The following is a 25,720-nucleotide window of genomic DNA, read 5'->3' on the forward strand; positions in this document are numbered from 1 at the left end:
AAGAAATATTTATACAATATCAGTCAGTGTTAAAGGTTGATAAAAATGACAAAACAGAAAATGTCTGGTGCACGTGCAGTAATTGAATCGCTCCACTGCGAAAATGTCGAAGTTATCTTTGGATATCCGGGAGGACAGGTTCTTCCGCTTTACGATGAGTTATACGATGCAGATGTAAGGCATATTCTTGTAAGACATGAGCAGGCTGCAGCCCATGCTGCGGATGGTTATGCAAGAGCTACCGGTAAAGCGGGTGTATGTCTTGCCACCTCAGGACCGGGGGCTACAAATCTTGTAACAGGCATTGCAACCGCATATATGGATTCTGTTCCCATGATAGCAATTACAGGCCAGGTGCCCAGGCCGCTTATAGGTTATGACGCATTCCAGGAAGCAAACATCACAGGCATAACTCTTCCGATCACAAAACACAATTATTTGGTCCAGGATGCAAAAGACATACCCAGGATTTTCAAGGAAGCGTTCTATATTGCCCAGACAGGCCGCCCCGGACCTGTACTGATCGATATACCCAAGGATACTCAAATAGAGGTAATAGACTTTGAATATCCGCAGGAAGTAAGATTGCGCGGGTATAAACCAACATATGCAGGAAATGAACAGCAGATAAAAAAGGCTGCGTCTTTAATCGCAAAATCTGAAAAGCCTATATTCTATGTAGGTGGAGGTATTATTTTCTCAAAGGCATCCGAGGAATTGAGAACCCTTGCTGAAACCATACTTGCTCCTGTTACCACGACCCTTATGGGAATGAGCGCTTTTCCCTCAGCTCATCCGTTGTCTGTTGGTATGCTGGGGATGCATGGTACAAGGTATGCAAATTATGCTGTCCAGGAATCTGACCTGATAATCGCAGTTGGAGTACGCTTTGATGACAGGGTTACAGGTAAGATATCTGCATTTGCACCAAATGCAAAGATAATCCATATCGACATCGACCCGGCTGAGATAAGTAAAAATGTTCGCGTAGATATCCCTATAGTCGGGGATGCCAGGAATGTTCTCAGGAGCCTTATTAAATATGTAAAGATTGAACAGGCAAAGACGGATGGATGGATAAAAAAGATAGGAGCGTGGAAAAAAGAATATCCCCTAACCTATAAGAAGGATAAATTGCTTCGGCCCCAGTATGTGGTCGAGCAGATAAGCGAGATATGCCCTGATGCTATAATTGTTACTGAAGTCGGACAAAACCAGATGTGGGCAGCACAATTCTTCAATTATAAGACTCCCGGGACATTCATATCGAGCGGAGGCCTTGGCACTATGGGTTACGGCTTCCCTGCGGCCATAGGCGCAAAGGTTGGAAAACCCGATTCTACGGTTATTGATATCTCGGGTGATGGATCTTTCCAGATGAACTCGCAGGAGCTTGCAACAGTCGTCCAGGAGGACATTCCTGTTATAGTTGCGATATTGAACAATGGATTCCTTGGAATGGTCAGGCAATGGCAGGAATTGTTCTTTGACAGGCGGTATTCATCAACATGCCTTGAAAACAGCGTGGATTTCGTGAAACTTGCAGAGGCTTATGGGGCTCTTGGATTGCGTGCAACCAGGAAGAGTGAAGTGAAGGATGTTATTCAAGAAGCTGTTGCATCTAAGAGGCCAACAGTTATTGACTTTGTAGTTGAGCGGGAAGAAAATGTATCCCCGATGGTTCCAGCCGGAGCAGCCATCAATGAGATACTGGACCTGGAGTGACAAGAATGAAACATACGCTTGCCATACTTGTGGAAAATAAACCAGGAGTTTTAACAAGAGTCGCTGGTTTATTCTCAAGAAGAGGTTTCAATATAGAAAGCCTTGCTGTTGGTGTTACGGAAAACAAGGATATTTCGCGTATTACAATTCTTGTAAGCGGAGATGACAATGTACTTGAACAGGTTGAAAAACAGCTGAATAAGCTTATTGATGTTATCAGGGTAAGTGACATCCCGGCAGAAGAATCTGTAAACAGGGAACTTGCACTCATTAAGGTCGGTGTAGATACAACAACCCGCGCTGAAGTAATGCAGATCGTAGATATCTTCAGGGCCAAAATTGTTGACGTGGGAATAAAATCGCTTGTTATTGAAGTAACAGGGGATGAGAGCAAAATCAATGCCATAGAGCAATTGCTTCGACAGTTCGGGATAAAAGAAATGGTCAGGACAGGTAAGATCGCGATGAACCGCGGGGCAAAACTTGTCCAGAGTGAGAAACGGTAATCTCTTATAGCAAGATTATTAAATTTCCGTAATATATTAGCCGCAGATGAACGCTGATAAACGCAGATACGTAGCTATAAATCCGCGTTCATCTGCGTTTATCTGCGGTTTCATTTCTATTGGATATTACGGCTATTTTCGAACTCAACTATAGAACACGGATTTCACTTATGCGCAAGGATTGGATTATCTGTGAAAATCTGTATGATTGCGTTATACACGTTCCGTTCAAACTAAATTACTGCTTAGCTCCTCCATGTCTCCCACATTACAACCTCATCGAGATTTTTTCTTGGTGTGGGGTGCGGGATATCTGAGGGATATCCAAGAGGCAGAAGCGTAACTACCCGGATCTCATCCGGAATTTTTAATATTTCTTTGACCTTTTTTTCATCGAATGCACCAATCCAGCATGTGCCAAGTCCTTCTTCAACTGCCGAAAGTGTCATATGATCCACGGCAATCGCAGTGTCAATGGGATAAGCAAGCTGGCCGCATGCCATTACATAATCTTTTTGGACAGAACAGGCTGCAATAACCACAGGTGCTTCTGCTAAGAATTTCTGGTTTCTTGCAGCTTCTGAAAGCGCTTTTCGCTTCCCTGCATCTCTTACTACGATAAACCTGCGCTCCTGGCGGTTTGAAGCTGAAGGTGAAAGTCTTCCTGATTCAAGTATTCTCACCAATTTTTCCTCTTCCACTTCACGGGGATCATATGCCCGGATGCTTCTTCTTGCTCGGATTGCTGTTTTCACATCCATAAATCTTCACTCATTCAAATAATGAATCCAAATGATAAACTCAAATGCCAATTAACAGGAGTTCCAACCCTGATTTTGTAATTCTTACTGTATCCTCATTTAATTCGATCAGTCCGGATTCATCCATAAATTTGAAAATAGCTGTGTCTGAAAGCAGTAGCTGATCCCTGATATATTTAATATCCACTGTATCACCGTTTTTCAGCATTTCAAGAATCGAATCTATTTTTTCTCCGAAATTTGACATCAGTATTAGATTATATGAAGTTTCTTAAATAATATGACGGAACAAAGATTCTTAACTATTTTTCTTAATATAATTTATAAACTATATTTAGTATTGTCTTATATTAATTCCAGTCATTGGATAATTGCCCTACCAGGGTCAAAATAAAGGAGACTGAAATAAAATGGAAAACAAGAAAAGTCAGACAAACCAAAAACAGAGAAAAGATGAAGAAAAAGTAGCAGAAGAAATGTTTAAGGCAACACGTCTATGGTTTATGTAAAATTAATATAGAAATGTTCTGGAGACAAAACCTAGATTTACTAAAGTTGTGTAACACTCCAGTCTCAATATATTCCCCATTTCCTCTCTTTGCCATATCACTTTTTTTAATATCGCGAAATGGGTCGTCATTCTATGATTTTCCAATTCTGGCGGTTGGAATATTTGTTTCATTGGTTTTGATATTCCCCTCTAATTTATGGAACCACTGCAATGACTTAAGGGAAGATATCGCATCGGGAAAAGAAACGATTTTAACCCGGGATATCTCGATGCAAAAAAAAGCTATTATTATTTCAGTTATGCTTTTTGCCTTCTCTATGCTATTTGTTTATTATTTATCTAATGAATTTAAACGACCAATTTATCTGTACGTTCTTATCGGTTTTATAGTTACATGGTGGTATTCAGACAATCTTATTCTTAAAAAAGTTCTTGGTTTCAGGTTAAAAGACCATTACCTGGGTGAGTTGATTGCTTATAGCATCGCAATACCCTGTTACACGTTAAGTATCTGGCTTTTGTATTCGGATTTAAATTTAAAAGGAATAATATTGACTATAGCGATCCTTTTCTTTAATATATCAGGACTGCTATTAAAAGATTTAAAAGATATATCCGGAGATAAGAAAGCAGATCTAAAAACCTTTGGTGTTGTTTTCCTTCCATCCCAACTTATAAGATACTCCTGCTACCTGATGGTATTATTTTATTTGGTTTTATTGAATCCATTTACTTTAAAAACATTTGGTCCGGGTATGTTGATTATAATAATTCCTTTTATTTATTTTTTACAAAATACATTTATTCATATGCATAAAAAAGATTGGACTTTAGATATAGGGGATTTTCAAGCAATTAAGTGTATGGGTAATTCAATATATGGATCTTTTATTTTTATCGGATTGAGTGCATTTTTTTAAATCTCCAGGCATGTACTTGTTCCACCGCTATTGAAAAAAGAATTGTGGTGGGTTTCAGACAGATAATTTCTCAATCTGAATTCTGTTGGAATATATGCTGACGTTGGCGCTGTGATAATTCCAAAATAATTATCACCCAATAATTTATTTATTTTATCTTCATATTCAAGAGTTTTCTTCCCGAATGCTGCGATAGTTCCAAAATCAATAGAGAAAAAAACAAATCTTTTATCATTATATTTCAAATTATTTAAACAGGACAAAAATGAATCAAATTTGTCTTCAATTAATTCGTATACAAGTGCAACTTCTTCGGAATAATCAGAAATATCCATATAAAAAGGAAACAAATCAAAAGGAAGATATGATCCCATCCCCAGAAGAAATGCACCATTTGTTTTTTTATTAAGGAATAAAAGGGCGTAGGGCATCTGGACTTTGAAATCACCTTTGTCAAGATGCTCACTTATTTGTTTTTCTTTTTCTTCTGATATATATATCAGGTTTTTTACGGCCTCGGTGGGTGACTTGTCATCCAAGGATATCAATACATTTTTTTCAGACCTTGCTTTAAACTCCTTGATAATTTTAAATTCATTGCTCACTATAAGCTTCGTTTCATCTAGAGTTTTCCCTTTATCAGGAAAGATATCATCATAAATGGCACTGACATTATTTTTCTCTATGGTCAGTGCGGCAATACCGCCATCAATATCTTCAAAATTACAGAATATATTAGGAGAGTTGAACCTGACATGTGTATGCAGTACATTTATACCTATAATTGGGACTTTGTAATTTGTTTGTCTGGCAAACAGGTTTAATATTGCTGATGGTTGGTTGATAATGCTTTCTTTATCACAGTAGTCAGAGAATTTTCTCACCGACTCTTTCTGTTTTTCTAAAGTCTCTATTTTAATTTTATTACTATAATAAAAACCGTTTGCTGCAAATTGGGCGGATTTTATAGCTCCTGGTACGTGTACTACTGGAAAATGCAGCGCAACAACCCCATTTTCACATTTTACCTTTGCTGCAAGTTTTTTTGCCGACCCAATTGCAGAATTACCTTTAATCCCATCCACCCGTATCCTGGCATCGCTATCCTCGCACAGTACAAGTGCCGCACCGTCCGTCCTCATGTCATGGGGATAGATCATACCATCCACTGAGGCTCCTGTTTGGGGTATGTCGCCAAATTCATTATGAAATATATCAAGCATTGCCTGATATTTACCATGATATTTTAGAGTAGCGTAGAACAAAACAAGATCAGGCTTAAAATCAAGCCTCTCACGGGCCTGATTTATTATATCAATAGCAGCCTCCCTGTGATCTTTCTTATTGCTAAATAAAGTAATAGATCGCGTCTTCTCACCCGTGGTTGAATTATACAGTTCAACCTGCTTATATTTCTTTCTATTTAATGATTATAATTATGTCACACATGCTTCTATGAGTTTTGTCGCACGCAGTGTCTCAAGCGATATAAGCTGCTGGTTGGCCTCAGCTTTAGTAACAGTAACAAGTACTGTAGATCTTGAAGAAGGAGCAATCAGGATGCGGTTGTTCCTGAAATAAAAAATGGTTTCCTTTAAACCGTCCCTGTTCATCTCCCCGAGCACCCGGCTTATATGTTTCTCAAGCCAGAACATAGTTTCCAGAAGGTGTTCCCTGTAACCAGGGACCCTTATGGTTATGGGCACCCCATCTATCCTGTATAACATACAGGCTTCGATCCCTTCAATATCATAGAGTTGGTCAAGAGTGTCTTCAAGTTCGATTTTCATAACTTTTTATCTCTTCCCCCAGGACAAGTTCAAGAATTTGTTGCGGGTCTTCATCATGTACCCAGTTTTTCCGCACAGATTCAATTTTTACCTTTAATTTTTGACCCAGTTTTCCCATGGCTTTTGTTTTTTCAATAGCCTGCACAAACCTGTCATCGAATTTGGTTTTTGGCATTACCCGGTCAATTTGTCTCTTCGAAGCTCTCAGCACGATTCCTAATCCAGTTTCTATAGAATAAGGATATATCCCTTCACCATGTTTGGATCCCCTATGTTTCATAATCCTGATTGTCCTGTCATACATTTCCCCAAAACCAAGATTCTGCATGAATAGAACCGTATCAGATAAATATAGCGGTGTAGATAATAGCCTGTTCATATGCTGGAAATCTCCTGTAGTTCCGTAGTTGGTAGCAGTTGCACCATCGGCAGGTTCTTCCAGAACTACAACAGTGGTTCCAAATGCTCGCATATCCTGGAATATTGTACTGATTGATTTTCTTTTCTCTTTATCGGAATAAAATGTAGGATATGTGAAGGGATCAATTACTATTCGCGGATTTGGTCCGGGACTTGATTTCTTTATGATTTCTGTAATATCAAGGCTCGGAAACTCCAGGTCTTCTCCAAAAATATGGACTATTTTCAGATCCCCTGTCTCTATATAATCTTTAATGACCCCCCATCCTATGTCTGTGCAATCACGAATAATCTGCTGCTGTGACATCTCAAAGGAAACGTAAATTACTTTTTCACCGTGATTCAGGCCGAAAAGTGAGTATTGCAATGCAAAAGTGGTTTTACCTACACCCGGCCCTCCATAAATTGAAGTGACACTATTTTTTCTGAACCCTCCATCCATCAGTTCATCAAGACCATATATCCCTGTTAAAATCCTACCCGTTTTCATGATACTTCAACCTCATCATTATAATGTTATCGTAGTATGATTTGAACAATATTTATAGTTTAGTATTGGAAAAAAATTTATACAGTAAATCGGGCAATATCCTGTCAAAATATTTGACGACTACGCATGATCCGGTGCATTTACCGCATCCAGTGCAAATTTTTCCGATTTTAAGATCCGGCTCAAGAATAATGGCATTGACAGGGCAAACCTTCAAACATACCCCGCATTTTGTACACTTTTTTACTCGTATCAGTTGTTTTGCAGCATTTTCAAAAACAGATCGTGCATCTTCATTTGTCTGCGCATTAACAGAAATGTGCCCGGATGAGAATATCCTGACATTTCCACCTTTTGTATGGATCAGCAACACACCGAGTTCTTCTGAATAAACATTTTCACCCAGGATATTTGCGATATTTTGCGCTTCCCGGGGCAAAAGTCCTGTGATATTTCCTTCCATTGTATATCCGCCTGTCCTGCATGGCGAAGCGCCTCCTGTCACTGTTATACCGAACTCTTCTTTTTTGGGCCCCAATTTCGTATTTATCTTGAGTTCTTCAGCAAGGCGGATCATCTTTGGAGGAAGTGTTTTCCAGCGCCAGAACCCGTGCCTGACAAACGTCTCATCCAGCCCATAGTCCTTTGCCCAGTTCAAAAGATATTCGTTCCACCGCATGAAAAGCTCAGGATGCAGCTGGCTGAACCTGTAGTATTCCGCGCTCAGTTCTGCAGGGCAAAGCCAGCATCCCACGCGCTCGAAACCCTCGTCATAAAGAGGATTATATTCAAGCTTGCGATAAAAAATGTAAAGCCACACCTCGATGGCGCGCCAGTTGCGGATCGGGAACACGCTGACCTGGCCCGGGATGAATGGATTCTCTTCTTTCGGATTGATCCGTGAGCGCGTAAATGATTCATATCTCCGTTTCCCATCAATGGTAAGGCACTTTTTACCTGTGCGCGTGCACTCTTCTATTACTGAATTAATAGGTCCCAGCTTGCAGACCTTGCAGCACCACCTGAAATCCTTCGCAGGAGGGCCGAAACTCGGGAGATTCTCCCGGAATGCATCATTTACATTGACTTCAATTAGTTCGATATCGTTTTCCTTGCAGAACCTGCGTGCAAATTCAACTGTTTCCGGGAACTCGATGCCAGTATTTGCAAAAAACACTTTTATTGTTTTTTTCACCGCGCTGCGGGTAAGATCAAGCGTGGTCAGGCTATCTTTGCCTCCTGAAAATGAAACATAGACCGGCAAATCCCTGAATTCTTCCTGGTTTGAAATTCCCCTGATGGTGTTGACCGCATCTTTCACAAGCCGTTTCATATGTGGCGCATTTGCCCGGATGACATCTTCAAGCCCTGGTTTTCCTGGCAAAAAAGTTACTTTCCCTGATCCGATTTTTTTTATCTTTAATGATTGTCCCGCGTTTTTTAGCTCTTTGCTGTCTCTATATGCTATCCCGAACCCGCAAAGATTCTTACCTGTTACAAGTACGGTGTCCCCTTTTATGATATCATCGGAACATTCAATTACTTCAGTCCCATCTATGTTCTTCCCGCTAAGATGCCTTCCGCCGGATGAGATATTCACGAGTTTTTTACTTATTCCTGATGCGATAAGCGCGCATGCACCTCCCATCATCAGGTCGAGCTTGAAAACAAGCTCTTTCATATCGAATCTCAATATCCCGAAATGAAGCCCGTCCACGATTATTTCATCGGTTTTATCTTCACCGGGGATTTTATTCAAAATGATAAGTTTTTCCGAAATGGGATTTTCGCCGGAAAATTTTGAGATCAGGTCATTGATTATATTTTTTTCATATGGTGAAGCAAAACGAACATCTCCGGGCGGGGATAGGTTGACACTTCCACCTTTTTCCCTGCATATCCCGCACTGGGCTTCTAGTAAGGGGATATTGCATTTATGGCACCAGAAAAGGTTACTTTCGTCGAGTTCGAACGATACATTTTGATCTGGACTTTGTTTTTGTTTGGTAATTTTAATCTGCTATCGCCTCTTTGAAATTCGTCCCAAAAATTTGCCCGATTGCGCAGGCAGCCCACACATTCATTGTCCAGCCCATGATCAAAAATACTGGCAGCGGTTCGGAATAATAATAACTCCACAGGCCTGAAGAAGAGCCCAGAAGCTCCAGCATCCCGCCTATCCCAACAGTAACAGACGCTATAGCCAGGTTCCAATCAAGGGTTTGTTTATTATTATAGTAAAACCCTGATATCGCGAATGCTGAATAAATAGCGATAACTTCATTTGAAATGATCGTTAAATACCCTTCAAATTGCATAAATGCCACAAACCCGACCAGCATCAGGATAAATGGAACATTCCTGAGTTTTGATCCGCTCAATTCAACATAAGCAAATACTTTTCTTAAGAAATCAGAAATACCAATGATCGAGATTACCAGCAATGGCGTTGAAAACAGGGCAAAAACCGGGGGCGATGCACCATCTAAATATCGCCACATCCCGGCAAGCGGTGCGTAACGCTCTATCAGGAACGAAATAAGGACCGATGTTAAAGAAATGGCCGCAAAATGCTTTGTTTTCATTCTTGTGGCAAACCATCCTGCAGAAATAATTGAAAATAAAAATCCAAGACTGAAATACAGCGAGGATTTCATCAGATAGCCGCCGGAAACGAAACCAAAAAGCGATAACAACACAAAGATCGAAAAAATCCCCAGGTTTATACCCATTCTCTTTTTATTTTCAGGCGAATCCGGCTTCTTTCCCAGTGACCATCTGGCGACATCGTTAACTATCTGCAATAAGGCAGGCGTGAAATATTTAAGGATTGGCAATCTTGCCGCATCATATAAAAAGAAATCTGAACAAATGCTAAATACGGAATCCCAGCCCGGTAACCTCAGCAATGCATGAGTGCCCCATACATAGAATTTTGCAACATCGGGGTCCGGCCGTTTCCATTTCATATCCGAACTGTGCTGATACGGAAGTATTGACGGATCGAATACTGGCGATGCATCACCTACTTTATTTTCATGGGCAAGCTGGATGTGCCTGATATCCGCTACCGGGTCTGCAAAACCCATCATTTGTGCGGCTATTGAGTCGGCTGTCACCACATCGCTGGAGGCGATAATAGTATGATACTCCACAGAATCGCACGACAGGGGCCCTACGGTTTCACCGCCAATACTGCCATCGATTATTGTCAGGTTTGGAGTGAAGGCTTTGTTGATATAATAAATAACTTCGTCGATCCCGATCTTATGATATCGCGCCTTATCGATCTCAGGTAAAGTCCCATACATGTTTTTCATCCCGAGCGTTACTCCTGTCATCATGTGGGTTTTCATTGCAGGTATGGAGATTATCACATCGGAATCCAGGATCTCTTTTGAGACTTTTTCTACCGGCATCTTGCTATCTTTGCCAAAGTCAAAATTCACGATTTTCGTATCAGAAAGATTGACAATTTTTACGTTTTTTTGCTTTGCCCACTCCAGCCAGCCCTCTGCTTTTGCATTGGGCCAGAATTTTGTCCATACCATGTCAGCATCGCAGATGAAAGGTTCACCACCTGCTTCGCGGACCATATCCACGACAACACCTGCGACCTCCTTTGTTGTATAGGTACCTTTTAATTCCGGCACACCTCCGCATACATTCACTTTGATAAGGACTTTATCCCCGGTTTTAACGAAATTATTCATTCCCCCAAGGGAATCAACAGCAGCTCTTGTGGCATTTTGCGGGTCGTTTATTCCCTGTTTTATATCGGGATATCGTACAATGGAGTATTTTGAGATTACGTGTTTTTTCCTTTTACCGCTTTTCACATCATCATACGAATAAGTCTCTTTAGAATGTCTCCTTCGCTTTGTAAATAAAAGCGCGCTTGCATATCCAAGATATATCCAGACAGGATACAATGCAAATAGCACGATGACCACAAGCAGTGGAACATCCTTCTTGTAGATGCCTGTAATATCTGAATGGAACATGAATTCTGATCCGCTCATGTTATTGCAGACGAAAGGGAATACGCAGCGGAAAATATCTGCATAAAGCAAGAGACTGAACAGGATAAATGCCGCAACGACAAGAAAGCCGATTGTAATTTTTGCAAGCCTTTCAAATCCAAGTTTATTGCCTAAAAAATACAGCAAAACACCTATTACGAACAGCATTGGTGGGTCTAACAGGAAACTCATTTTTATACCCTCTTTCCGATGAAAAGGTTATACTCATATTTATAAATATCTTCTGTTCCTTCTCCTTCGCGTTATCCCCAGCTTCCTGATATTTCCTATCGTTCCGAGGTCTGTCCCATCAAGCAAAAACACCCTTGCATTTTCAAGATCGATCGCATGGCTGGCAAAGACAGGCCCCAGCAAATCCTCGCTTATTGATTCATTGAATGGTATCCCGCCGCACAACTCGTTAAATGCGGGCATAATTATTACTTCAGGACTTGTCCACTCAATATCCCCATAATGATCCCGTATTGATTTCTCAATAAAATGCGTCCTTATCCATACCTTCTCAGAAACAGCATGTCCCAGTGAATCCGTGAGCCTTACAGCGGGATGGTTATGGGACATCAGCACGTATTTTGCAGATAGCAACTCGGCACCAGGCCACGTATGGCCGTGAAAATAACCTGCTCCGTCAAGCACAAAACCCCTCATATCGTGCATTGTAACATTCCCGGTAATTAGCTCCTCAATATCCCCATCATGGTTCCCCGGCACGATATCAACAGGTGCATAAGCTGCTATTGTTCCAAGAAAACCGGGTATCTCTTTTTTTTCCTGCCATGAAGTCCTGGGCACATTGTGTTTTATGTCGCCAAGAAGCACGATCCGGTCCGGCTTCATATTTTCAAGATACTCACATATGCGTTTCTTTCTTTTTTCCACCTGGCTGGGGATTGAGAATCCTTTATGATAAAGCTCCCATTCGATGCCAAGATGAACATCCGCGATCACAAGAACTTTTATAGTGTTCTTGACCACAAGTGCGGGTTCGTTCAAAATAGGGGTTACGGTCATTATTGATACATGACATACATTATTGTAGTGCATATATAGTTTTCAGCTTAATTTTTGAGGTTTTTCAAAATTCTTCCAGAATATGTATAGTCGCTCAGCGTTAAATAACCCGATAGCAATTCAAGATTAATTAAACGCTCACCGCAAAGAACGCAAAGGGCGCAAAGATTTACTGCTATGCTTTGCGTTCTTTGCGGTTTATTGTATCGTTTTCTTTCGGGTGAAATATGCATGATTCACTATATATTACTCATGCTATTACTCATGCACCACAAATCTTATGCGGATGTAGATGATATCATATATACAGGTGTTGATGATGACAGGATACGTTCGAACAACAATAAAATTAAGAGAAGATGTTTATCAAACGCTGAAAGAAGGCGGAGCCAAAAATATATCTGAAAAAATAAACGAGATTTTAATTAAAATGCTTTTTAAAGACAAAAAAAGCCTTTTTGGGACAATGAAAAAAACGGATCTATCAGACCTGAGAGACCATGAGGATCGATTATAATGATGCTGGATTCTTTTGCATGGATGGAATATTTTATGGGGAGTCAGAAAGGTGAAGAAGTCAAAAAATTAGTAGATGACGACTCGCAATTATATACATCTCCTATAGTAATAGCAGAAATATACTCCAAATCTCTCAGGACAGATGGAAACGCAGACGAAAGAAAGGATTTCATAATGAAAAGATGTGCGATAGTCGCACTGGATGTTAACACTGCAATTGAAGCTGCAAAAATACATGCACATAATAAAATCAAAATCCCGGATTTCGGTCTTGCTGATGCAATAATACTTGCATCAGCCCGGAGCAGAAAAATAAAGGTATTGACCGGAGACCCCCATTTTAAAAATTTTAACGATGCTGTAATTTTGTGATTTTTCATTGGTACAATATTATGTTAATCATCGATAGTTTCTTTTAACCACATGACTAATAGGAGTCCCAATGGCAATCCATCCTATCGAATACCGCTACGGTCACGCTGAAATGAAAGCTGTATGGAATGAAGAGACACGACTTTTAAAAATGCTCTCTGTTGAAGCGGCCCTGGCAAAAGCCCAGGCGCATCTGAATTATATCCCCAAAGGAATGGATGAGAAAATATCCATCGGGGTAAAGAAAGTAACTCTTGACCGTGTCAAGGAAATAGAAGATGAGATACATCATGATGTCATGGCTGTTGTGCTTGCACTTGCCGAGCAATCCGGTGATGCAGGAAAATGGGTACATTTCGGAGCAACTTCCAATGATATTTTAGATACTGCAACTGCTCTTCAGGTAAAAGATGCACTCCTTATATTACGAAAAGAAACTGTGAAATTGCGCCAGGTTCTGATCGAAAGCGCACTATCCCATAAAAATACTGTATGCGCAGGTCGCACTCACGGCCAGATCGGAGTTCCCACCACTTACGGCATGAAGTTTGCGATATGGGCATCAGAAATTGACAGGCATATTGAAAGGCTTGACCAGTTGACACCGCGCGCCACTGTTGGAAAAATGAGCGGTGCAGTAGGCACGCAGGCTGCTTTCGGGAAAAAAGGCATCGAGATACAGGAAAAAACCATGGAATATCTTGGCATCGAGGCAGCAGATGTTTCAAACCAGGTGATACAGCGCGACAGGCATGCAGAATTCGTGATGTGGATGGCAAATACCGTTACTACCCTTGATAAAATATGTATTGAAATACGAAGTCTTGCAAGAAGCGAAATTGCGGAAGTGGAAGAAAGCTTTGGCAAAAAACAGGTGGGTTCATCCACAATGCCACACAAACGCAACCCCATAAAATCAGAGCAGGTTTGCGGACTTGCAAGAATTGTAAGGGCAATGGTTGAGCCTGAACTCCGTAACAATACACTGTGGGATGAGCGCGACCTAACAAACTCATCGTGCGAACGCATTGTATTCCCTGAATCCTGTGTATTGACCGACCATTGTATACGCCTTACAACAACAATTATCCAGAACCTGCGCTTTTACCCGGAGAACATCAGGAAAAACCTGAACCTTCTCAATGGGCTGAATATGGGCGAAGCTATCATGATCGAACTCAGTAAGAAAGGGGTTGGCAGGCAGGAAGCACATGAGATCGTGCGCCAGTGTGCCATGTCTGCCCGGGAATCCGGTATCCACATGAAGGACGCTCTTCTTTCAAACGAAACCATATCAAAATACCTGGCAGAGAGCGAAATAATCCAATTAATGGACCCGGATAATTATATAGGTACAGCCGTAGAACAGGTTGATTCCCTTGCTGCCAAACTAAAAAAACGAAAATAAAGAGGATACGCAATTGTTAAGAAAAGCAACCATCAAAGATGTGGAAAAGATATGGAAACTTGTGAACAGTTATGCAGATAAACGTATTATGCTTCCGCGTTCATTGAGCGAATTATACGAGAATCTCAGGGATTTTTATGTAATAACAGAGAATGATAAACTTGTGGGCTGCGGCGCGCTTCATATTACCTGGGAAGATTACGGGGAAATACTGTCTCTTGCAGTCGAACCTGATATGGTAAGGAGGGGGATAGGTTCACAGATACTTAAAGCATGTGAAGAAGAGGCAGTAACACTCGGTTTAAATAAACTTATTACGCTTACTTATGTGCCTGAATTTTTTGAGTCGCATGGATTTGTGAGAGTGAAAAAGAGCACGCTTCCGCATAAGATATGGAGTATGTGCATTAAATGCCCCAAGTTCCCTGAGTGCGATGAGATCCCGCTGGTGAAGAAGATAATTTGAGGATTCACATTATGATTCACTTTATATTCGCCAGCAGCTCCTGTAATCCCTTTGAATTAAGCCTGTATTTATCCCCATCCACTTCTGCATAGCACTCTTTAATGAGAAAATCGAGCTGGAATTTTAACTGTGATTCGGATATCTTAAGTTCGTTCATGATTTCATTTTTCGTTTTTCCGAACGCTCCGATGGATCTTATTATCTTTCTCCTCTGCGGATTCTCAAGCGCCCTGAACATGATCCTGTGATCATAAGGCGTTTTCATTTCGCAAGCATCGGGTTCTTGCGGAATTGATTCAATTTCATCTGTCATAAATCCTGACCCCAATTATTAAATTGTCAGTTAATGTATTAATTATATCATGAAAGGCATATATGTTCTTATCCTCAGGTTGAATAACAACACCGACCTGACCATAGGAAAACTTGGGGATTTCCATTTCAAAGCCGGATATTACTATTACATCGGCTCAGCTCTTGGAACCGGAGGATTCAGGCGAGTCACAAGACATTTCAATGTGGCTTCGGGTTCAAACAGCACGAGAAAATGGCACATAGACCACCTTCTTCCCCATTCGGAAGTGATATGCGCCGTACTGCTGCCGACCGGTGAAGCTCTTGAATGCAAAACTGCACGAACACTTATGGAATTTTCGCAATTCATACCCGGCTTTGGGTGCAGCGACTGCACCTGCAAATCGCATCTTTTTTTCCATGAATCGGATATCAGGAACGATCTAACCAGGATTGCCAATAAGCTGGCAGGAAACGAAAGTATAATTATTTATCCCGGCATGTAGGGATTACATGGACATCGGAATAATCGGAGGCTCCGGATATACAGGCGGGGAATTGATGCGGCTTCTTTCCCGGCATCCTGAAGCAAACATCAAAGCAGTTACTTCACGCAGCAAGAAAGGACAAAATATCAGCGATACACATGCCCATCTTCGAAAAATTGTTGATATTGAATTTGAAGACCTGACTCCAACAGAAGTTGCCTCACGCAGCGACATCGTTTTTACAGCCGTTCCCCATGGCACAGCTATGCAGGTTGTTCCCGCACTTATTATGGCAGGTGTTAAAGTCGTAGATCTGAGCGCAGATTATCGCCTGAAAACAGATGTTTTTGAAAAAACCTATAAGCTCAAACACATAGACCCGCGCGAAGCGGTATACGGAATACCTGAACTCCATCCTGAAGTGTCGTCACAGCAATTTATCGCAAATCCTGGTTGCTACCCGACAGGCGCCTCGCTTGCTGCTGCGCCTCTTGCCAGTGCTGGACTGATCGAGCGCGTAGTATTTGATTCAAAAAGCGGTATATCAGGGGCTGGAGCAGAGCCAAGTCCGGTTTCCCATTATCCGAACATGGCCGAGAATATCCAGGCATATAAGCTCACAACACATCGCCACCGCGCCGAAATAGTGCAGGAATTAACACGGCTTGACAGCCACCTGAAAAGCATCAGCTTTACGCCGCATGTTATTCCTTCTGTGCGGGGGATTCTCACAACGGCGCATATTTTCGTTAAGAAACAGTTAAGCCAGGAAGATGTCAGCGCGATATACAATGATTTTTACAGTGATAAACCATTCATCAGGCTGATAAAAGGAATACCCATGCTGGGAAATGTCCGGGGTTCCAATTTCTGCGACATAGGTTTTGAGGTAGAAAAGGGAAGCGACAGGATAGTTGTGATATCTGCAATAGACAACCTGGTAAAAGGAGCATCAGGCCAGGCTATCCAGAACATGAACCTGATGTCTGGCCTTCCTGAGACAACAGGTCTCTGGTCGCCAGGTTTTGCCCCGTGAGGTGTTATTATGAAAATAAAAGATGTTATGAATAAAGACGTAATCACATGTGCGCCTGGTGACTCATTAAGCTATATTTCCAACCTGTTAAAAGAAAATCATATCAGCGGATTACCAGTTGTTGATAAAGGAAAAGTAGTAGGGCTTGTTTCCGAAACTGATCTCTTAAAATTATTCAAGATTCCGGAATTTTCAAATGAATTGTGGCTTCCAAGCCCATTTGAAATAATTGAGATACCCATAAGGAATCTTGTCAGGATCGAAGAGACCAGGAATGCCCTTGAAAACCTCAAGCTTCGGCCTGTAGAGGATATAATGACAAAGGATGTCCATGCAATTTCCCCGGAGGATGAACTGGAAGATGCTTCAGGTATTATGGTAAAATATAAAGTTAACCGGCTGCCAGTCATCGATGATAATGGAAAGCTTGTCGGAATAGTTGCCAGGAGTGATATATTAAGAGGCCTGGCAGGATCGGGGAAATGACAACGACAACTAAGATGAAAATGATCACAGGCGGGATATGCGCTGTAAAAGGTGTAAGAGCTAATGGGATCAAGCAGGGAAAAAACGGGCTTACGATCATGGTTGCAGATGCCAGGGAACTTGAAACCGCCGGAGTTTTCACGAGAAACAAAGTGATAGCTGCACCGCTTATTATAACAAAATCACATCTTGAAAATGGAAATTTAAAAGCGATAATTGCGAACAGTGGGTGTGCAAATGCATTTACAGGTGAAAAAGGCATAATCGATGCGAAATGGATGACCGAAATACTTTCAAAAAAATTGAAATGCAAACCTTATGATATAGGAGTGGCTTCAACAGGCGTTATCGGGCGAAATCTTGACAGGACATGGATCGGGGGGCATCTGGATGAGGTTTTTAACAAGCTTTCAGATACGGAAGAATCAGCTAAAGCCGCCGCAAGAGCAATCATGACAACCGATCTTTCCATGAAAGAGATAGCCATGGAGCTTGATAATGGCGTGAGAATTGCGGGTATCGCGAAAGGTTCAGGGATGATCGAACCGAATATGGGTACGATGCTTGCTTTTATATTTACGGATGCCACGTTATCAAAAGTTACTCTTGATGCTGCCTTGAGAAGGGCAGTTGATAAGAGTTTTAACATGCTGGTGGTTGATGGTGATACAAGCACAAATGATATGGCGCTGTTAACTTCAACGGGATTTAATGAATGCGAAGAAGATGTTTTCCAGGAAGGTCTTGACCATGTGTGCATCAGCCTTGCAAAAATGATAGCAAAAGATGGAGAGGGAGCAAGCAGGTTGATCGAGACAAGAGTTACAGGAGCAAAAAGTGAAAAAGATGCGCGTAAAGCTGCTAAGGCGATAGTGCGCTCACCGCTTGTGAAAACTGCGATATTCGGAAAAGATCCCAACTGGGGAAGAGTGGTTGCAGCCGCTGGATATTCAGGCGCTGATATCGACCAGGATAAGATATCGCTTAAATTCTCTGATACCAAAAATGAGGTCATGCTTGTTGATTCGGGAAAAATCGTAGAGGGAAAGCTCGATGAGCTAAAGGGAATTATGGAAAGCAAGGAGATCATCATTGAAGTGGATATCGGTCTTGGAAATTTCGGCGCGATTGCCTGGGGCTGCGATCTGACATATGATTATGTAAAGATCAATGCGATGTATACGACTTGAGGATTTCAGAACCTGCCGTTCACACCGTCTTTATCTCAAATCCTTCAAACATCTTCCGCATAATCAGATCCTGTATCGAGCCAAAACCGGGAGTTGCAATTGTCTGTCCTTCAAGGTCGTCGATAGATCTTATATCTGAATCAGCTCTTACTATAAGCGAAGTGCCCCCGGTATTTACTCCGCTGATAATATGGATCTTCCCGTTATCGTTAATTACGTACCTTAGAACCGGAGTCGCCCCAAAAACTGCCACATCTACTTCACGCAAAGAGAATGAATTTGTTATTGCCATCCCATTCCTGAATTTCAAGAAAAAAATATTTTTATCCGGAATAAGACCTACCTTTTCAAAATAACCTTCTTTTTGTGCTATATATACCCCCAGGCTGTGGATATCGTTATGAATAAGCCCGAATCTAAGGCTCTCATTTACAGCTGCCGGAGTCCAGTTCGGATCAGCATCCAATCTGTTCCTGATTTCATTGTAATATTTGTCCCGGATTATACTGGAAAGAAATTCGTCCAGGTTATTATAGCCCATTGAGGCCGGACTCTTCTTGAAACCCCCGGCTTTGCTTAATATTTCGAATCCCTTTTTCATTTCGTTCATATCAGGGATTTCAATATATACAGTATTATCGATCGCAGCCGAGGCAGCCGTTCTATCAACTCCTGTAAATTCGGAGGCGTATTTTAAGACCTTTTCACGGTTTGCAGGGTCATTAATGAACCTTGTACTTTTTATATGCGCCCAGACAAGAGCTTTTATCGTATCTTCATCTTTAAGATATTCTGATGATGCCATAACACATTCCGGATGGTTGGCCCATATATCTTTTGAATTTACCAGATACCTGCCGTAACCACCAGCTTGCGCGATTGCAGGATACGGTTCCCAGGAAATGAAACCTGCTATTGTTCTGTCCTTTAAAGCTGAGCTCATCTCATCAGGAGTCATTGAAACGACATTGATAGTCCTGGGTACAGGGGATTTTTCATAAATACCGAACCCATTGTATAACAGTACGAGCACAATTATTATAATTAAAATAGAAATATATTTTTTCATTTCTGATCAAACTTCTTCAGCTTGAAATAAAATATACTTCCTTTTTGCGGTTCGCTTTCCACACAGATCTCACTGCCATGCGCCCTGATAATCCCGCTTGATATTGTAAGCCCAAGCCCGCTTCCGCCTGTTTTTCTTTTTGATGTGCTATCGGCCTGGTAAAATTTGTCAAATATTTTCATTACTTTATCCTTATCTATCCCGATACCTGTATCTTCAACCATGATTTTCACATCATCTCTTTCTTCTTTTGCTGAGATGATCAAGCGACCACCATTATTAGTGAATTTCAATGAATTACTGAGGAGATTATTCAATACTATAATAAGCTTATCCCTGTCTGCAAGTACAGGTGAGAGATATTCGGGGATCTCCGTTGATATCTCAATATTTTTTTTCAGGGCGAGATACCTGATATTTTCAATTGACACCTTTGCTATTTCCCGGACATTCACTTTTTCGTAATGAAATTCCATCTTCCCGGCTTCGATTTTTGAAAGGTCAAGGATATCATTGATCAACCTTGTCAGCCTGTCAACGTTACTAATTATATTAATTAGCATTTCTTTCTTGATCTCAAGTTCTACGGTCTCTTCTGAATCCAGGAATTCGGCTGAAGTTCTTATTGCCGAAAGAGGTGTTTTCAGTTCATGCGATACAAGAGAGATAAAATCCGATTTCAGGTTGTCCAGTTTTTTTAACTCTTCATTGGCGCGAATAAGCTCTGTGTTCTTTTCTTCCAGGTCTTTATTTGCCAGTTCAATTTTGGTCTCAAGCTTTTTCCTTATTTCCAGCAATTCTTGTGCTGTTTGATTGAAAATCCCTGTCAGTTCACCGATTTCATTTTTTGAGGTCACGGATATAGGTTTGAATTGCCCTTTTACAAGACCATGAGCGCCATTTTTGAGTGATTCGATGGGTTCGGTCATTCTTTTGGATATTACGATCGCAACAAGAACCACACAAAAAACTGCAAAAAGAGAAATAATCGTAGTTTCCATTCCAAGGTTCATAACATCAGCATACGCCTCTTCCTTGTTCTGTTCAACAACAAGTCCCCATCGATAAAGAGGCAGCCAGTAATATGATCCCAGTACATTCTCACCTTTATAATTTATATAGTCACCTATGCCTCTTTTTTCGTAAATCACTTCTTTTACGGCAAAATTATTATTGACATTTTCATGAAGGATTTTGGACATGTTCTTATGAAAAATAAGTTCTCCTTTATTGTTAACTAAGAATATTTCCCCCGATCTTCCAAGATCAATTCCCCCAATAAGAAAATACAGGTTCTCGATACTGACCCTTGCACCCATTATTCCTGTAATCGTATCATCCTTTTTTATAGGATTGGTAATTATTATTCCAGGCAAACCAGTAATACCGGACATGGATACATCAGATATGAACAATCTACCCCCAAGCGCTTCCTTAAGAAAAGGGTCACCAGGCGCATTGCCGGGATTATCAAGCGTAGAGAATGTAATATTTCCACTAAGGTCAATTATAAAGAACTCTTCATATACACCTTCGTGTTCATTTTGAAATGCATGCAGGTATTTTCGAAAATTATCTTTTTCCGGATTTTCAGCAATAACTGAAATAATACGTATATCATCCTTTCTTGTATCCATCCAGTTATCTATTGCGCGACCGGTATTTTCAGTCACTACAAGGAGATTCGTATTGATTGAATTACGTATTGCCTCCTGACTGCGCTCATATGATACATACACAACAGCAGATAGCGGTATTATGGATATGATCAGGAAAAATATGATCTGTTCAGACCGTATTCTCACATATTTGCCCCCTGTTCTGGATCAGGATTCCCTTGATCTTTTAAGTATGTTCCTGATGCGGACTTTAAGTTCATTCAGGTTGAATGGTTTTGTTACATAATCATCTGCGCCGATCTCAAGACCATCTACTTTATCTCGCACGTCATCTCTGGCGGTCAACATTATTACAGGGATCTTTTCTGTAAGTGCATCCTTTTTAAGCTTAGTGCATACTTCAAAACCATTAATTCCGGGCAACATGAGATCAAGGACGATCAAATCAGGCAATTCTGCCTTTGATTTCTCGATAGCTTCATAACCATTAACTGCTTCGATAACTGCGTAACCTTCTGCTTCCAGGGATCTTTTTAATGGAAGAAGAGTAGAAATCTCATCGTCCACTATCATTATCTTTTGTCTTGTATCAGAAAAATTTTTGATCCTTCTTTCAACTTCTTTTTCAGGTATTCCAAGTATCCCGGATATTTCTTTATGAGAAATATTTTCATTCTTTTCAATTAACTCTACGATTTTATCATCAATATTCTTATTCATGATTTACCACCGGCTTTTTCAGATCAGGCAAAGGCATTTTGTCGTCCAATACTATCCTTAATTCATTATAGAATTTTATTAGAAGTTTTGCTGCTTCGTTTTCTTCGTTAAGATGAAATGATCGGATCGTTTTTCCGATCTTTTTCTCAATTATTATATTATTTTCTAAAAGAGGGCCAATTACCCGTGCAACACTGGAATGGTACAATCCGGTCCCCTGTGCTATTCCGGAAAGATAATTGATCTCTCCTTTGTTTTTCATGAGATATTCCAGTACAGTTAATTGGGCAGTTTTCCCAAATAACTTTTCAAGTGGGCTCATAATTTGTCCTCCTTTTTTTTGATGACTTCCTGGTTCTATTTAACCATATTTGAGTATATATTCATATAGTTATGCGTTTACAATCATATTATTTATGTAAAAATATAGTATCTTTATAGTTTACAACAATAAATATATCCAATTCAAACACTAACTTGACTACAAATAGACAAGTTTAAGTATTTTGACGTTATATTATTGATTAAGGCGAATCTCAATCGATGAGCCTGAAAAAATCAGGAGTGATGTTAATGAAAATCATATTAAAAAAGTGTAATTGTAATATAAAGTGGTATAGATTTGTGTTGCTGGCAGTATGCATGTCACTTCTTGCTGGTACAGCAGGCGCCAATCTTGAGATCACAGACTTCTTTTCAGATTTCACAAGCAGCGAGGTCACTATTAAAGCCACCCAATATCACCAGGGAAAAGCAGTTTTTGAACTCCTGGATGGTACAAATGTAGTAGAATCACAGATCGTGCCTTTTAAAGCAGGTGCGGGAGAAGAAGTTCCCAAAGTAATATTATGGCAGAATAAACATCAGCGTGATTATTACACCGCAAAAGTGAGTATATATAATGACACCAAGCTTCATGACAATAAAACATATCCGGTATCATACGGAACCGTTGCCATGCCCAGTTTCCAGGTAGTGGATTTCTCACCTTCGAACAAAGGTGTGCAGTTGCTGCTGCGCCCTTTTAATCCAAGCGCTGTTGATATCAAAATAGAACTGCTCGACGGCAATGACATTGTATATACAAAGACAAAAGAAGACGTTTCGCTGACGTCAAATGTAGAGCTGAAAATAGAATGGCCTTTTCTTTTGAATAATAAAGAGAAATATACTGTCCGGGTAAAAATACTCACTCACAGGCTGTATTCGGAGCCTCTTATCAATACATACATTGCAACTTTTACTGCAAATGATGATGTCGATATCCTGCCGGATGATGTTGAGGTTGATGAATACGGCGCCAGTGTAACACTTCGCGGTGAGTCACAGGTTCCATTTGACGGATTCGTCGATATATCTGCGATAAACAGGGCGACAAAAGAAACTAAAACATACCGACAGCAGGTCGAAGAGATACTAATCTCCGGAAAAGAAGACACAGCAGGAGTTGTATGGAAAGAACTTGGATCAGGAACATATGATGTCAGGATCCAGGCTGTAAATAAAGAAAGTATCTCACTTGATAAGTATGATACTGTGCTTCGCATCCCGGAAGTTGAAACGGTTTCCGAAACACCCTCAACAAACGGCACCCCGGCATTAACAGGATACACCGGTTTTGCAGCAATTGCTATCGTGATAGTTGTACTTGTGGCAATAAGGAGAAAGAGAGGTGGGTAGTATGTTCGACCTTATTATCCGAAGCATGGCTCAGAGAAAAATGAGGACCGGGCTTACCATATTCGGGATAGCACTGGGCATTTTTGCGGTTGTAGTGATGGGGGGTATGTCTGAACATATGAACCTCGTTGTGGATAAGTCATTGAAACTCTTAGCAAATAATATCCAGGTAGAACCAGATGGAACATTTGGCGGTGTCGGAACTCTTGATGAATCAAAAATCCGGCAGGTGAAGAGAGTGCCGGGGGTAAAAGATGCTTATGGAGTATTAATGACCGCTCTTGATCCGGAGGGAGGAGGTGGAGGATTCACGATGGAAGATATGGTTTTTGGTGTCCTTCCTGAAAAACAGATGACAGATGCAAAGCTTACCTCAGGCCGATACCTGGTCCCTGGAGATGGTTATAAAGTAGTTGTGGGAAGCAGCATTGCCCGGAAGTTCAATCTTAAGGTTGGAGATGAACTTGAGATAAAAAGTAAAAGTTTGCAGCGCTCATCATCCATAACTCATACAAGAAATGTAAGCGTCGTGGGCATACTGGAATACACAGGTTCCTTTTTTGATTCTTCAGTTCAGATGCCACTTGAGAGGGCACAGAAGTTCTATAAAATGGAAAACACCGTCTCATTCATTTACGCTGAACCTGCTTCCAATGCAGATCCTTCTGAAGTTGCAAAAAGAATTGAATTGAGTATAGATAAAATAAAAAGCAAATCCCCTGAACAACTTAGAAAAGATATCGAGGGAGGCCTCGTCATTTTCGGTTTGATCACTATAAGCGCGGCAGTCCTTGCAGCACTCATCGGTGGGTTGAGTGTCATGAATACCATGCTGATGTCTGTTTCAGAGAGGACAAAGGAATTCGGGCTTCTAAAAGCGCTTGGTGCTGAGAGGAAAAGTATTCTGCTTATGACCATGGGTGAAGCTGCGATCATGGGGATAATTGGAGGAATTTCCGGAATAGCTATTGGCGGAATACTTACGCACTTTTTGAACAAATCATTTGAAGCACAGGGTTCGGCGCTTTTTGCCATTACTCCCAGGCTTATCGTGATCGGATTACTGTTTGCAACAATTCTTGGAATTATCTGTGGTACTTACCCTGCTTATCGTGCCACGAAATTGAGTCCAATGGAGGCACTGCGATATGAATAACAATGGGAATAACGGAAATAATGGGAACCATGCTGCAAAGGGTGAACCCGTCCTTCACATAAAGAATCTCACGAAGACCTATATGCAGGGCAAAATACCGGTTCATGCCCTGAATGATGTCAGTTTTGATGTAAACAAAGGAGAGTTACTGAGCATAGTTGGACCTTCTGGAAGCGGAAAATCAACGCTTCTTTCAATGATCGGACTGCTTGACAGGCCAACAGGTGGCAGCGTCTTTATAGATAATGTAGAGATAACAAAAGCAAAAGAGAGCGAAGCTCCAAAGATCCGTAGAGAAAAGATAGGATTTGTTTTCCAGCATTTCAATTTGCTTTCCACACTCAACGCAATGGAAAACGTGGATATTGCAATGAGATTTAGCGGAGTTCAAAAAAAAAAGCGAAAAGGACGGGCGCTCGAATTGCTCACCCAGGTAGGGCTTGGTGACAGGGTAACACATAAGCCGTCGGAATTATCCGGAGGACAGCAGCAGCGCGTTGCGATTGCAAGAGCGATGGCAAATGAACCCGCGATATTGCTGGCCGATGAACCTACAGGAGCGGTCGATACAAAGACAAGGGAGGTAATTGTTGAACTCCTGAAAGGGCTCAGTAAAAAAGGCCAGACTATCATTGTGGTGACACACGATATGGAGGTCGCGAAACAAACGAACCGAATAATCACTATGCGTGATGGGAAAATTGCGAGTGACGAATATCTAAAAGGGGCAACAGAAAATGAACAATATAAATTCAAATTGTCGGAACAGGTATAACCTGGCGAATGCAGTTGCAGGGGCAGCATCTTTTTTCCTTCCTATCCATAACCTAACTGCCGCTTTTAGGTTATACCGCATATCATGTTTTGATGATAACAAACAATTGTAGCAGGTCATACAAGAGGTAGCTGAAAATGAATAAAATAAGAAAAATAGTCTTAATTCCCACATTCCGCACATGGTGCCCGTTGATTTTATATAATCAAAATAAGAATCAACCGGCATGGAATATTCGAGTAAAAACATTGATCACCTTGGTATA

At 40.9% G+C, this 25,720-nt stretch carries 27 protein-coding genes; 14 read left to right on the forward strand and 13 right to left on the reverse strand.

Annotated elements, in window-relative coordinates:
* Window positions 1-45: 45 nt before the first annotated feature.
* Window positions 46-1,725 carry an acetolactate synthase large subunit gene (locus FIB07_12995; GenBank protein ID NJD53771.1) on the forward strand — a complete coding sequence of 560 codons (1,680 nt, stop codon included), beginning with the start codon at window positions 46-48 and terminating at the stop codon, window positions 1,723-1,725.
* Window positions 1,726-1,730: 5 nt separating this feature from the next.
* Window positions 1,731-2,231 carry an acetolactate synthase small subunit gene (ilvN, locus tag FIB07_13000; GenBank protein NJD53772.1) on the forward strand — a complete coding sequence of 167 codons (501 nt, stop codon included), beginning with the start codon at window positions 1,731-1,733 and terminating at the stop codon, window positions 2,229-2,231.
* A gap of 245 nt (window positions 2,232-2,476) precedes the next feature.
* Here the strand turns inward: ilvN and FIB07_13005 are convergent, their stop codons facing one another.
* Both FIB07_13005 and FIB07_13010 read right to left on the reverse strand, forming a co-directional pair.
* Complete coding sequence (locus tag FIB07_13005) at window positions 2,477-2,992, reverse strand: nitroreductase (GenBank protein ID NJD53773.1); 516 nt, start codon at window positions 2,990-2,992, stop codon at window positions 2,477-2,479.
* A gap of 40 nt (window positions 2,993-3,032) precedes the next feature.
* On the reverse strand, window positions 3,033-3,239 hold the full coding sequence (locus FIB07_13010) for a hypothetical protein (protein NJD53774.1): 207 nt from the start codon (window positions 3,237-3,239) through the stop codon (window positions 3,033-3,035).
* A 275-nt stretch (window positions 3,240-3,514) separates the two neighbouring features.
* Between FIB07_13010 and FIB07_13015 the strand changes: the two genes are divergently transcribed.
* Window positions 3,515-4,423, forward strand: a complete 909-nt coding sequence (locus FIB07_13015; GenBank protein ID NJD53775.1) for a hypothetical protein — start codon at window positions 3,515-3,517, stop codon at window positions 4,421-4,423.
* Here FIB07_13015 and FIB07_13020 read toward each other — a convergent pair.
* The 6 genes from FIB07_13020 to FIB07_13045 form a co-directional block, all read right to left on the reverse strand.
* On the reverse strand, window positions 4,420-5,646 hold the full coding sequence (locus FIB07_13020; GenBank protein NJD53776.1) for a hypothetical protein: 1,227 nt from the start codon (window positions 5,644-5,646) through the stop codon (window positions 4,420-4,422). The genes FIB07_13015 and FIB07_13020 overlap by 4 nt on opposite strands.
* Window positions 5,647-5,859: 213 nt before the next feature.
* Window positions 5,860-6,213: a hypothetical protein gene (locus FIB07_13025; protein NJD53777.1), complete on the reverse strand. Its 354-nt coding sequence runs from the start codon at window positions 6,211-6,213 to the stop codon at window positions 5,860-5,862.
* A complete protein-coding gene (locus FIB07_13030; GenBank protein ID NJD53778.1) occupies window positions 6,197-7,123 on the reverse strand; it encodes a hypothetical protein in 927 nt (308 codons plus the stop codon). The genes FIB07_13025 and FIB07_13030 overlap by 17 nt, the downstream gene beginning before the upstream one ends.
* Window positions 7,124-7,175: 52 nt before the next feature.
* Window positions 7,176-9,140: a phosphoadenosine phosphosulfate reductase gene (locus tag FIB07_13035; GenBank protein NJD53779.1), complete on the reverse strand. Its 1,965-nt coding sequence runs from the start codon at window positions 9,138-9,140 to the stop codon at window positions 7,176-7,178.
* Window positions 9,136-11,337 (reverse strand): DUF362 domain-containing protein, encoded by a 2,202-nt coding sequence (locus tag FIB07_13040; protein NJD53780.1) that lies wholly within the window; start codon window positions 11,335-11,337, stop codon window positions 9,136-9,138. The genes FIB07_13035 and FIB07_13040 overlap by 5 nt, the downstream gene beginning before the upstream one ends.
* A 39-nt stretch (window positions 11,338-11,376) precedes the next feature.
* Window positions 11,377-12,177, reverse strand: coding sequence for a metallophosphoesterase (locus FIB07_13045; protein NJD53781.1), 801 nt, complete (start codon window positions 12,175-12,177; stop codon window positions 11,377-11,379).
* A 316-nt stretch (window positions 12,178-12,493) separates the two neighbouring features.
* Between FIB07_13045 and FIB07_13050 the strand changes: the two genes are divergently transcribed.
* From FIB07_13050 to FIB07_13065, 4 genes are all read left to right on the forward strand, one after another.
* Window positions 12,494-12,694: a hypothetical protein gene (locus tag FIB07_13050; GenBank protein NJD53782.1), complete on the forward strand. Its 201-nt coding sequence runs from the start codon at window positions 12,494-12,496 to the stop codon at window positions 12,692-12,694.
* Entirely contained in the window at window positions 12,694-13,068 is a 375-nt protein-coding gene (locus FIB07_13055; protein NJD53783.1) for a type II toxin-antitoxin system VapC family toxin, read from the forward strand. The genes FIB07_13050 and FIB07_13055 overlap by 1 nt, the downstream gene beginning before the upstream one ends.
* 70 nt (window positions 13,069-13,138) lie before the next feature.
* Window positions 13,139-14,476, forward strand: a complete 1,338-nt coding sequence (locus tag FIB07_13060; protein NJD53784.1) for an adenylosuccinate lyase — start codon at window positions 13,139-13,141, stop codon at window positions 14,474-14,476.
* A gap of 13 nt (window positions 14,477-14,489) precedes the next feature.
* Window positions 14,490-14,942, forward strand: coding sequence for an N-acetyltransferase (locus FIB07_13065; protein NJD53785.1), 453 nt, complete (start codon window positions 14,490-14,492; stop codon window positions 14,940-14,942).
* Between the two features lie 16 nt (window positions 14,943-14,958).
* Here the strand turns inward: FIB07_13065 and FIB07_13070 are convergent, their stop codons facing one another.
* The gene (locus FIB07_13070; GenBank protein NJD53786.1) at window positions 14,959-15,255 is read right to left on the reverse strand and encodes a hypothetical protein; all 297 of its coding nucleotides are present in this window, start codon (window positions 15,253-15,255) and stop codon (window positions 14,959-14,961) included.
* Window positions 15,256-15,304: 49 nt separating this feature from the next.
* On the opposite strand from FIB07_13070, the gene FIB07_13075 reads away from it, so the two are divergent.
* From FIB07_13075 to argJ, 4 genes are read left to right on the forward strand one after another with little or no spacing between them, the layout of a single operon-like run.
* Complete coding sequence (locus FIB07_13075; GenBank protein ID NJD53787.1) at window positions 15,305-15,742, forward strand: GIY-YIG nuclease family protein; 438 nt, start codon at window positions 15,305-15,307, stop codon at window positions 15,740-15,742.
* A gap of 7 nt (window positions 15,743-15,749) precedes the next feature.
* Window positions 15,750-16,760: an N-acetyl-gamma-glutamyl-phosphate reductase gene (locus tag FIB07_13080; GenBank protein NJD53788.1), complete on the forward strand. Its 1,011-nt coding sequence runs from the start codon at window positions 15,750-15,752 to the stop codon at window positions 16,758-16,760.
* Between the two features lie 9 nt (window positions 16,761-16,769).
* Complete coding sequence (locus tag FIB07_13085) at window positions 16,770-17,246, forward strand: CBS domain-containing protein (GenBank protein ID NJD53789.1); 477 nt, start codon at window positions 16,770-16,772, stop codon at window positions 17,244-17,246.
* Window positions 17,247-17,260: 14 nt separating this feature from the next.
* Window positions 17,261-18,436 (forward strand): bifunctional ornithine acetyltransferase/N-acetylglutamate synthase, encoded by a 1,176-nt coding sequence (gene argJ / locus FIB07_13090; protein ID NJD53790.1) that lies wholly within the window; start codon window positions 17,261-17,263, stop codon window positions 18,434-18,436.
* Between the two features lie 19 nt (window positions 18,437-18,455).
* On the opposite strand, the gene FIB07_13095 is transcribed toward argJ, so the two are convergent.
* From FIB07_13095 to FIB07_13110, 4 genes are read right to left on the reverse strand one after another with little or no spacing between them, the layout of a single operon-like run.
* Window positions 18,456-19,505, reverse strand: a complete 1,050-nt coding sequence (locus tag FIB07_13095; GenBank protein ID NJD53791.1) for a nitrate ABC transporter ATP-binding protein — start codon at window positions 19,503-19,505, stop codon at window positions 18,456-18,458.
* Window positions 19,502-21,310 carry a sensor histidine kinase gene (locus tag FIB07_13100; protein NJD53792.1) on the reverse strand — a complete coding sequence of 603 codons (1,809 nt, stop codon included), beginning with the start codon at window positions 21,308-21,310 and terminating at the stop codon, window positions 19,502-19,504. The genes FIB07_13095 and FIB07_13100 overlap by 4 nt, the downstream gene beginning before the upstream one ends.
* Window positions 21,311-21,331: 21 nt before the next feature.
* Complete coding sequence (locus tag FIB07_13105; protein NJD53793.1) at window positions 21,332-21,844, reverse strand: response regulator; 513 nt, start codon at window positions 21,842-21,844, stop codon at window positions 21,332-21,334.
* Window positions 21,837-22,166, reverse strand: coding sequence for a MarR family transcriptional regulator (locus FIB07_13110; protein ID NJD53794.1), 330 nt, complete (start codon window positions 22,164-22,166; stop codon window positions 21,837-21,839). The genes FIB07_13105 and FIB07_13110 overlap by 8 nt, the downstream gene beginning before the upstream one ends.
* Before the next feature lie 251 nt (window positions 22,167-22,417).
* Between FIB07_13110 and FIB07_13115 the strand changes: the two genes are divergently transcribed.
* Genes FIB07_13115 through FIB07_13125 form a run of 3 tightly spaced genes read left to right on the forward strand, consistent with a single transcriptional unit; the run spans window position 22,418 to window position 25,455 of the window.
* Entirely contained in the window at window positions 22,418-23,524 is a 1,107-nt protein-coding gene (locus FIB07_13115; protein NJD53795.1) for a hypothetical protein, read from the forward strand.
* A gap of 1 nt (window position 23,525) precedes the next feature.
* Window positions 23,526-24,680, forward strand: coding sequence for an ABC transporter permease (locus FIB07_13120; protein ID NJD53796.1), 1,155 nt, complete (start codon window positions 23,526-23,528; stop codon window positions 24,678-24,680).
* Window positions 24,673-25,455, forward strand: a complete 783-nt coding sequence (locus FIB07_13125; GenBank protein NJD53797.1) for an ABC transporter ATP-binding protein — start codon at window positions 24,673-24,675, stop codon at window positions 25,453-25,455. The genes FIB07_13120 and FIB07_13125 overlap by 8 nt, the downstream gene beginning before the upstream one ends.
* Window positions 25,456-25,720: the final 265 nt, after the last annotated feature.

This window comes from Candidatus Methanoperedens sp., assembly GCA_012026795.1.
GTDB lineage: Archaea > Halobacteriota > Methanosarcinia > Methanosarcinales > Methanoperedenaceae > Methanoperedens.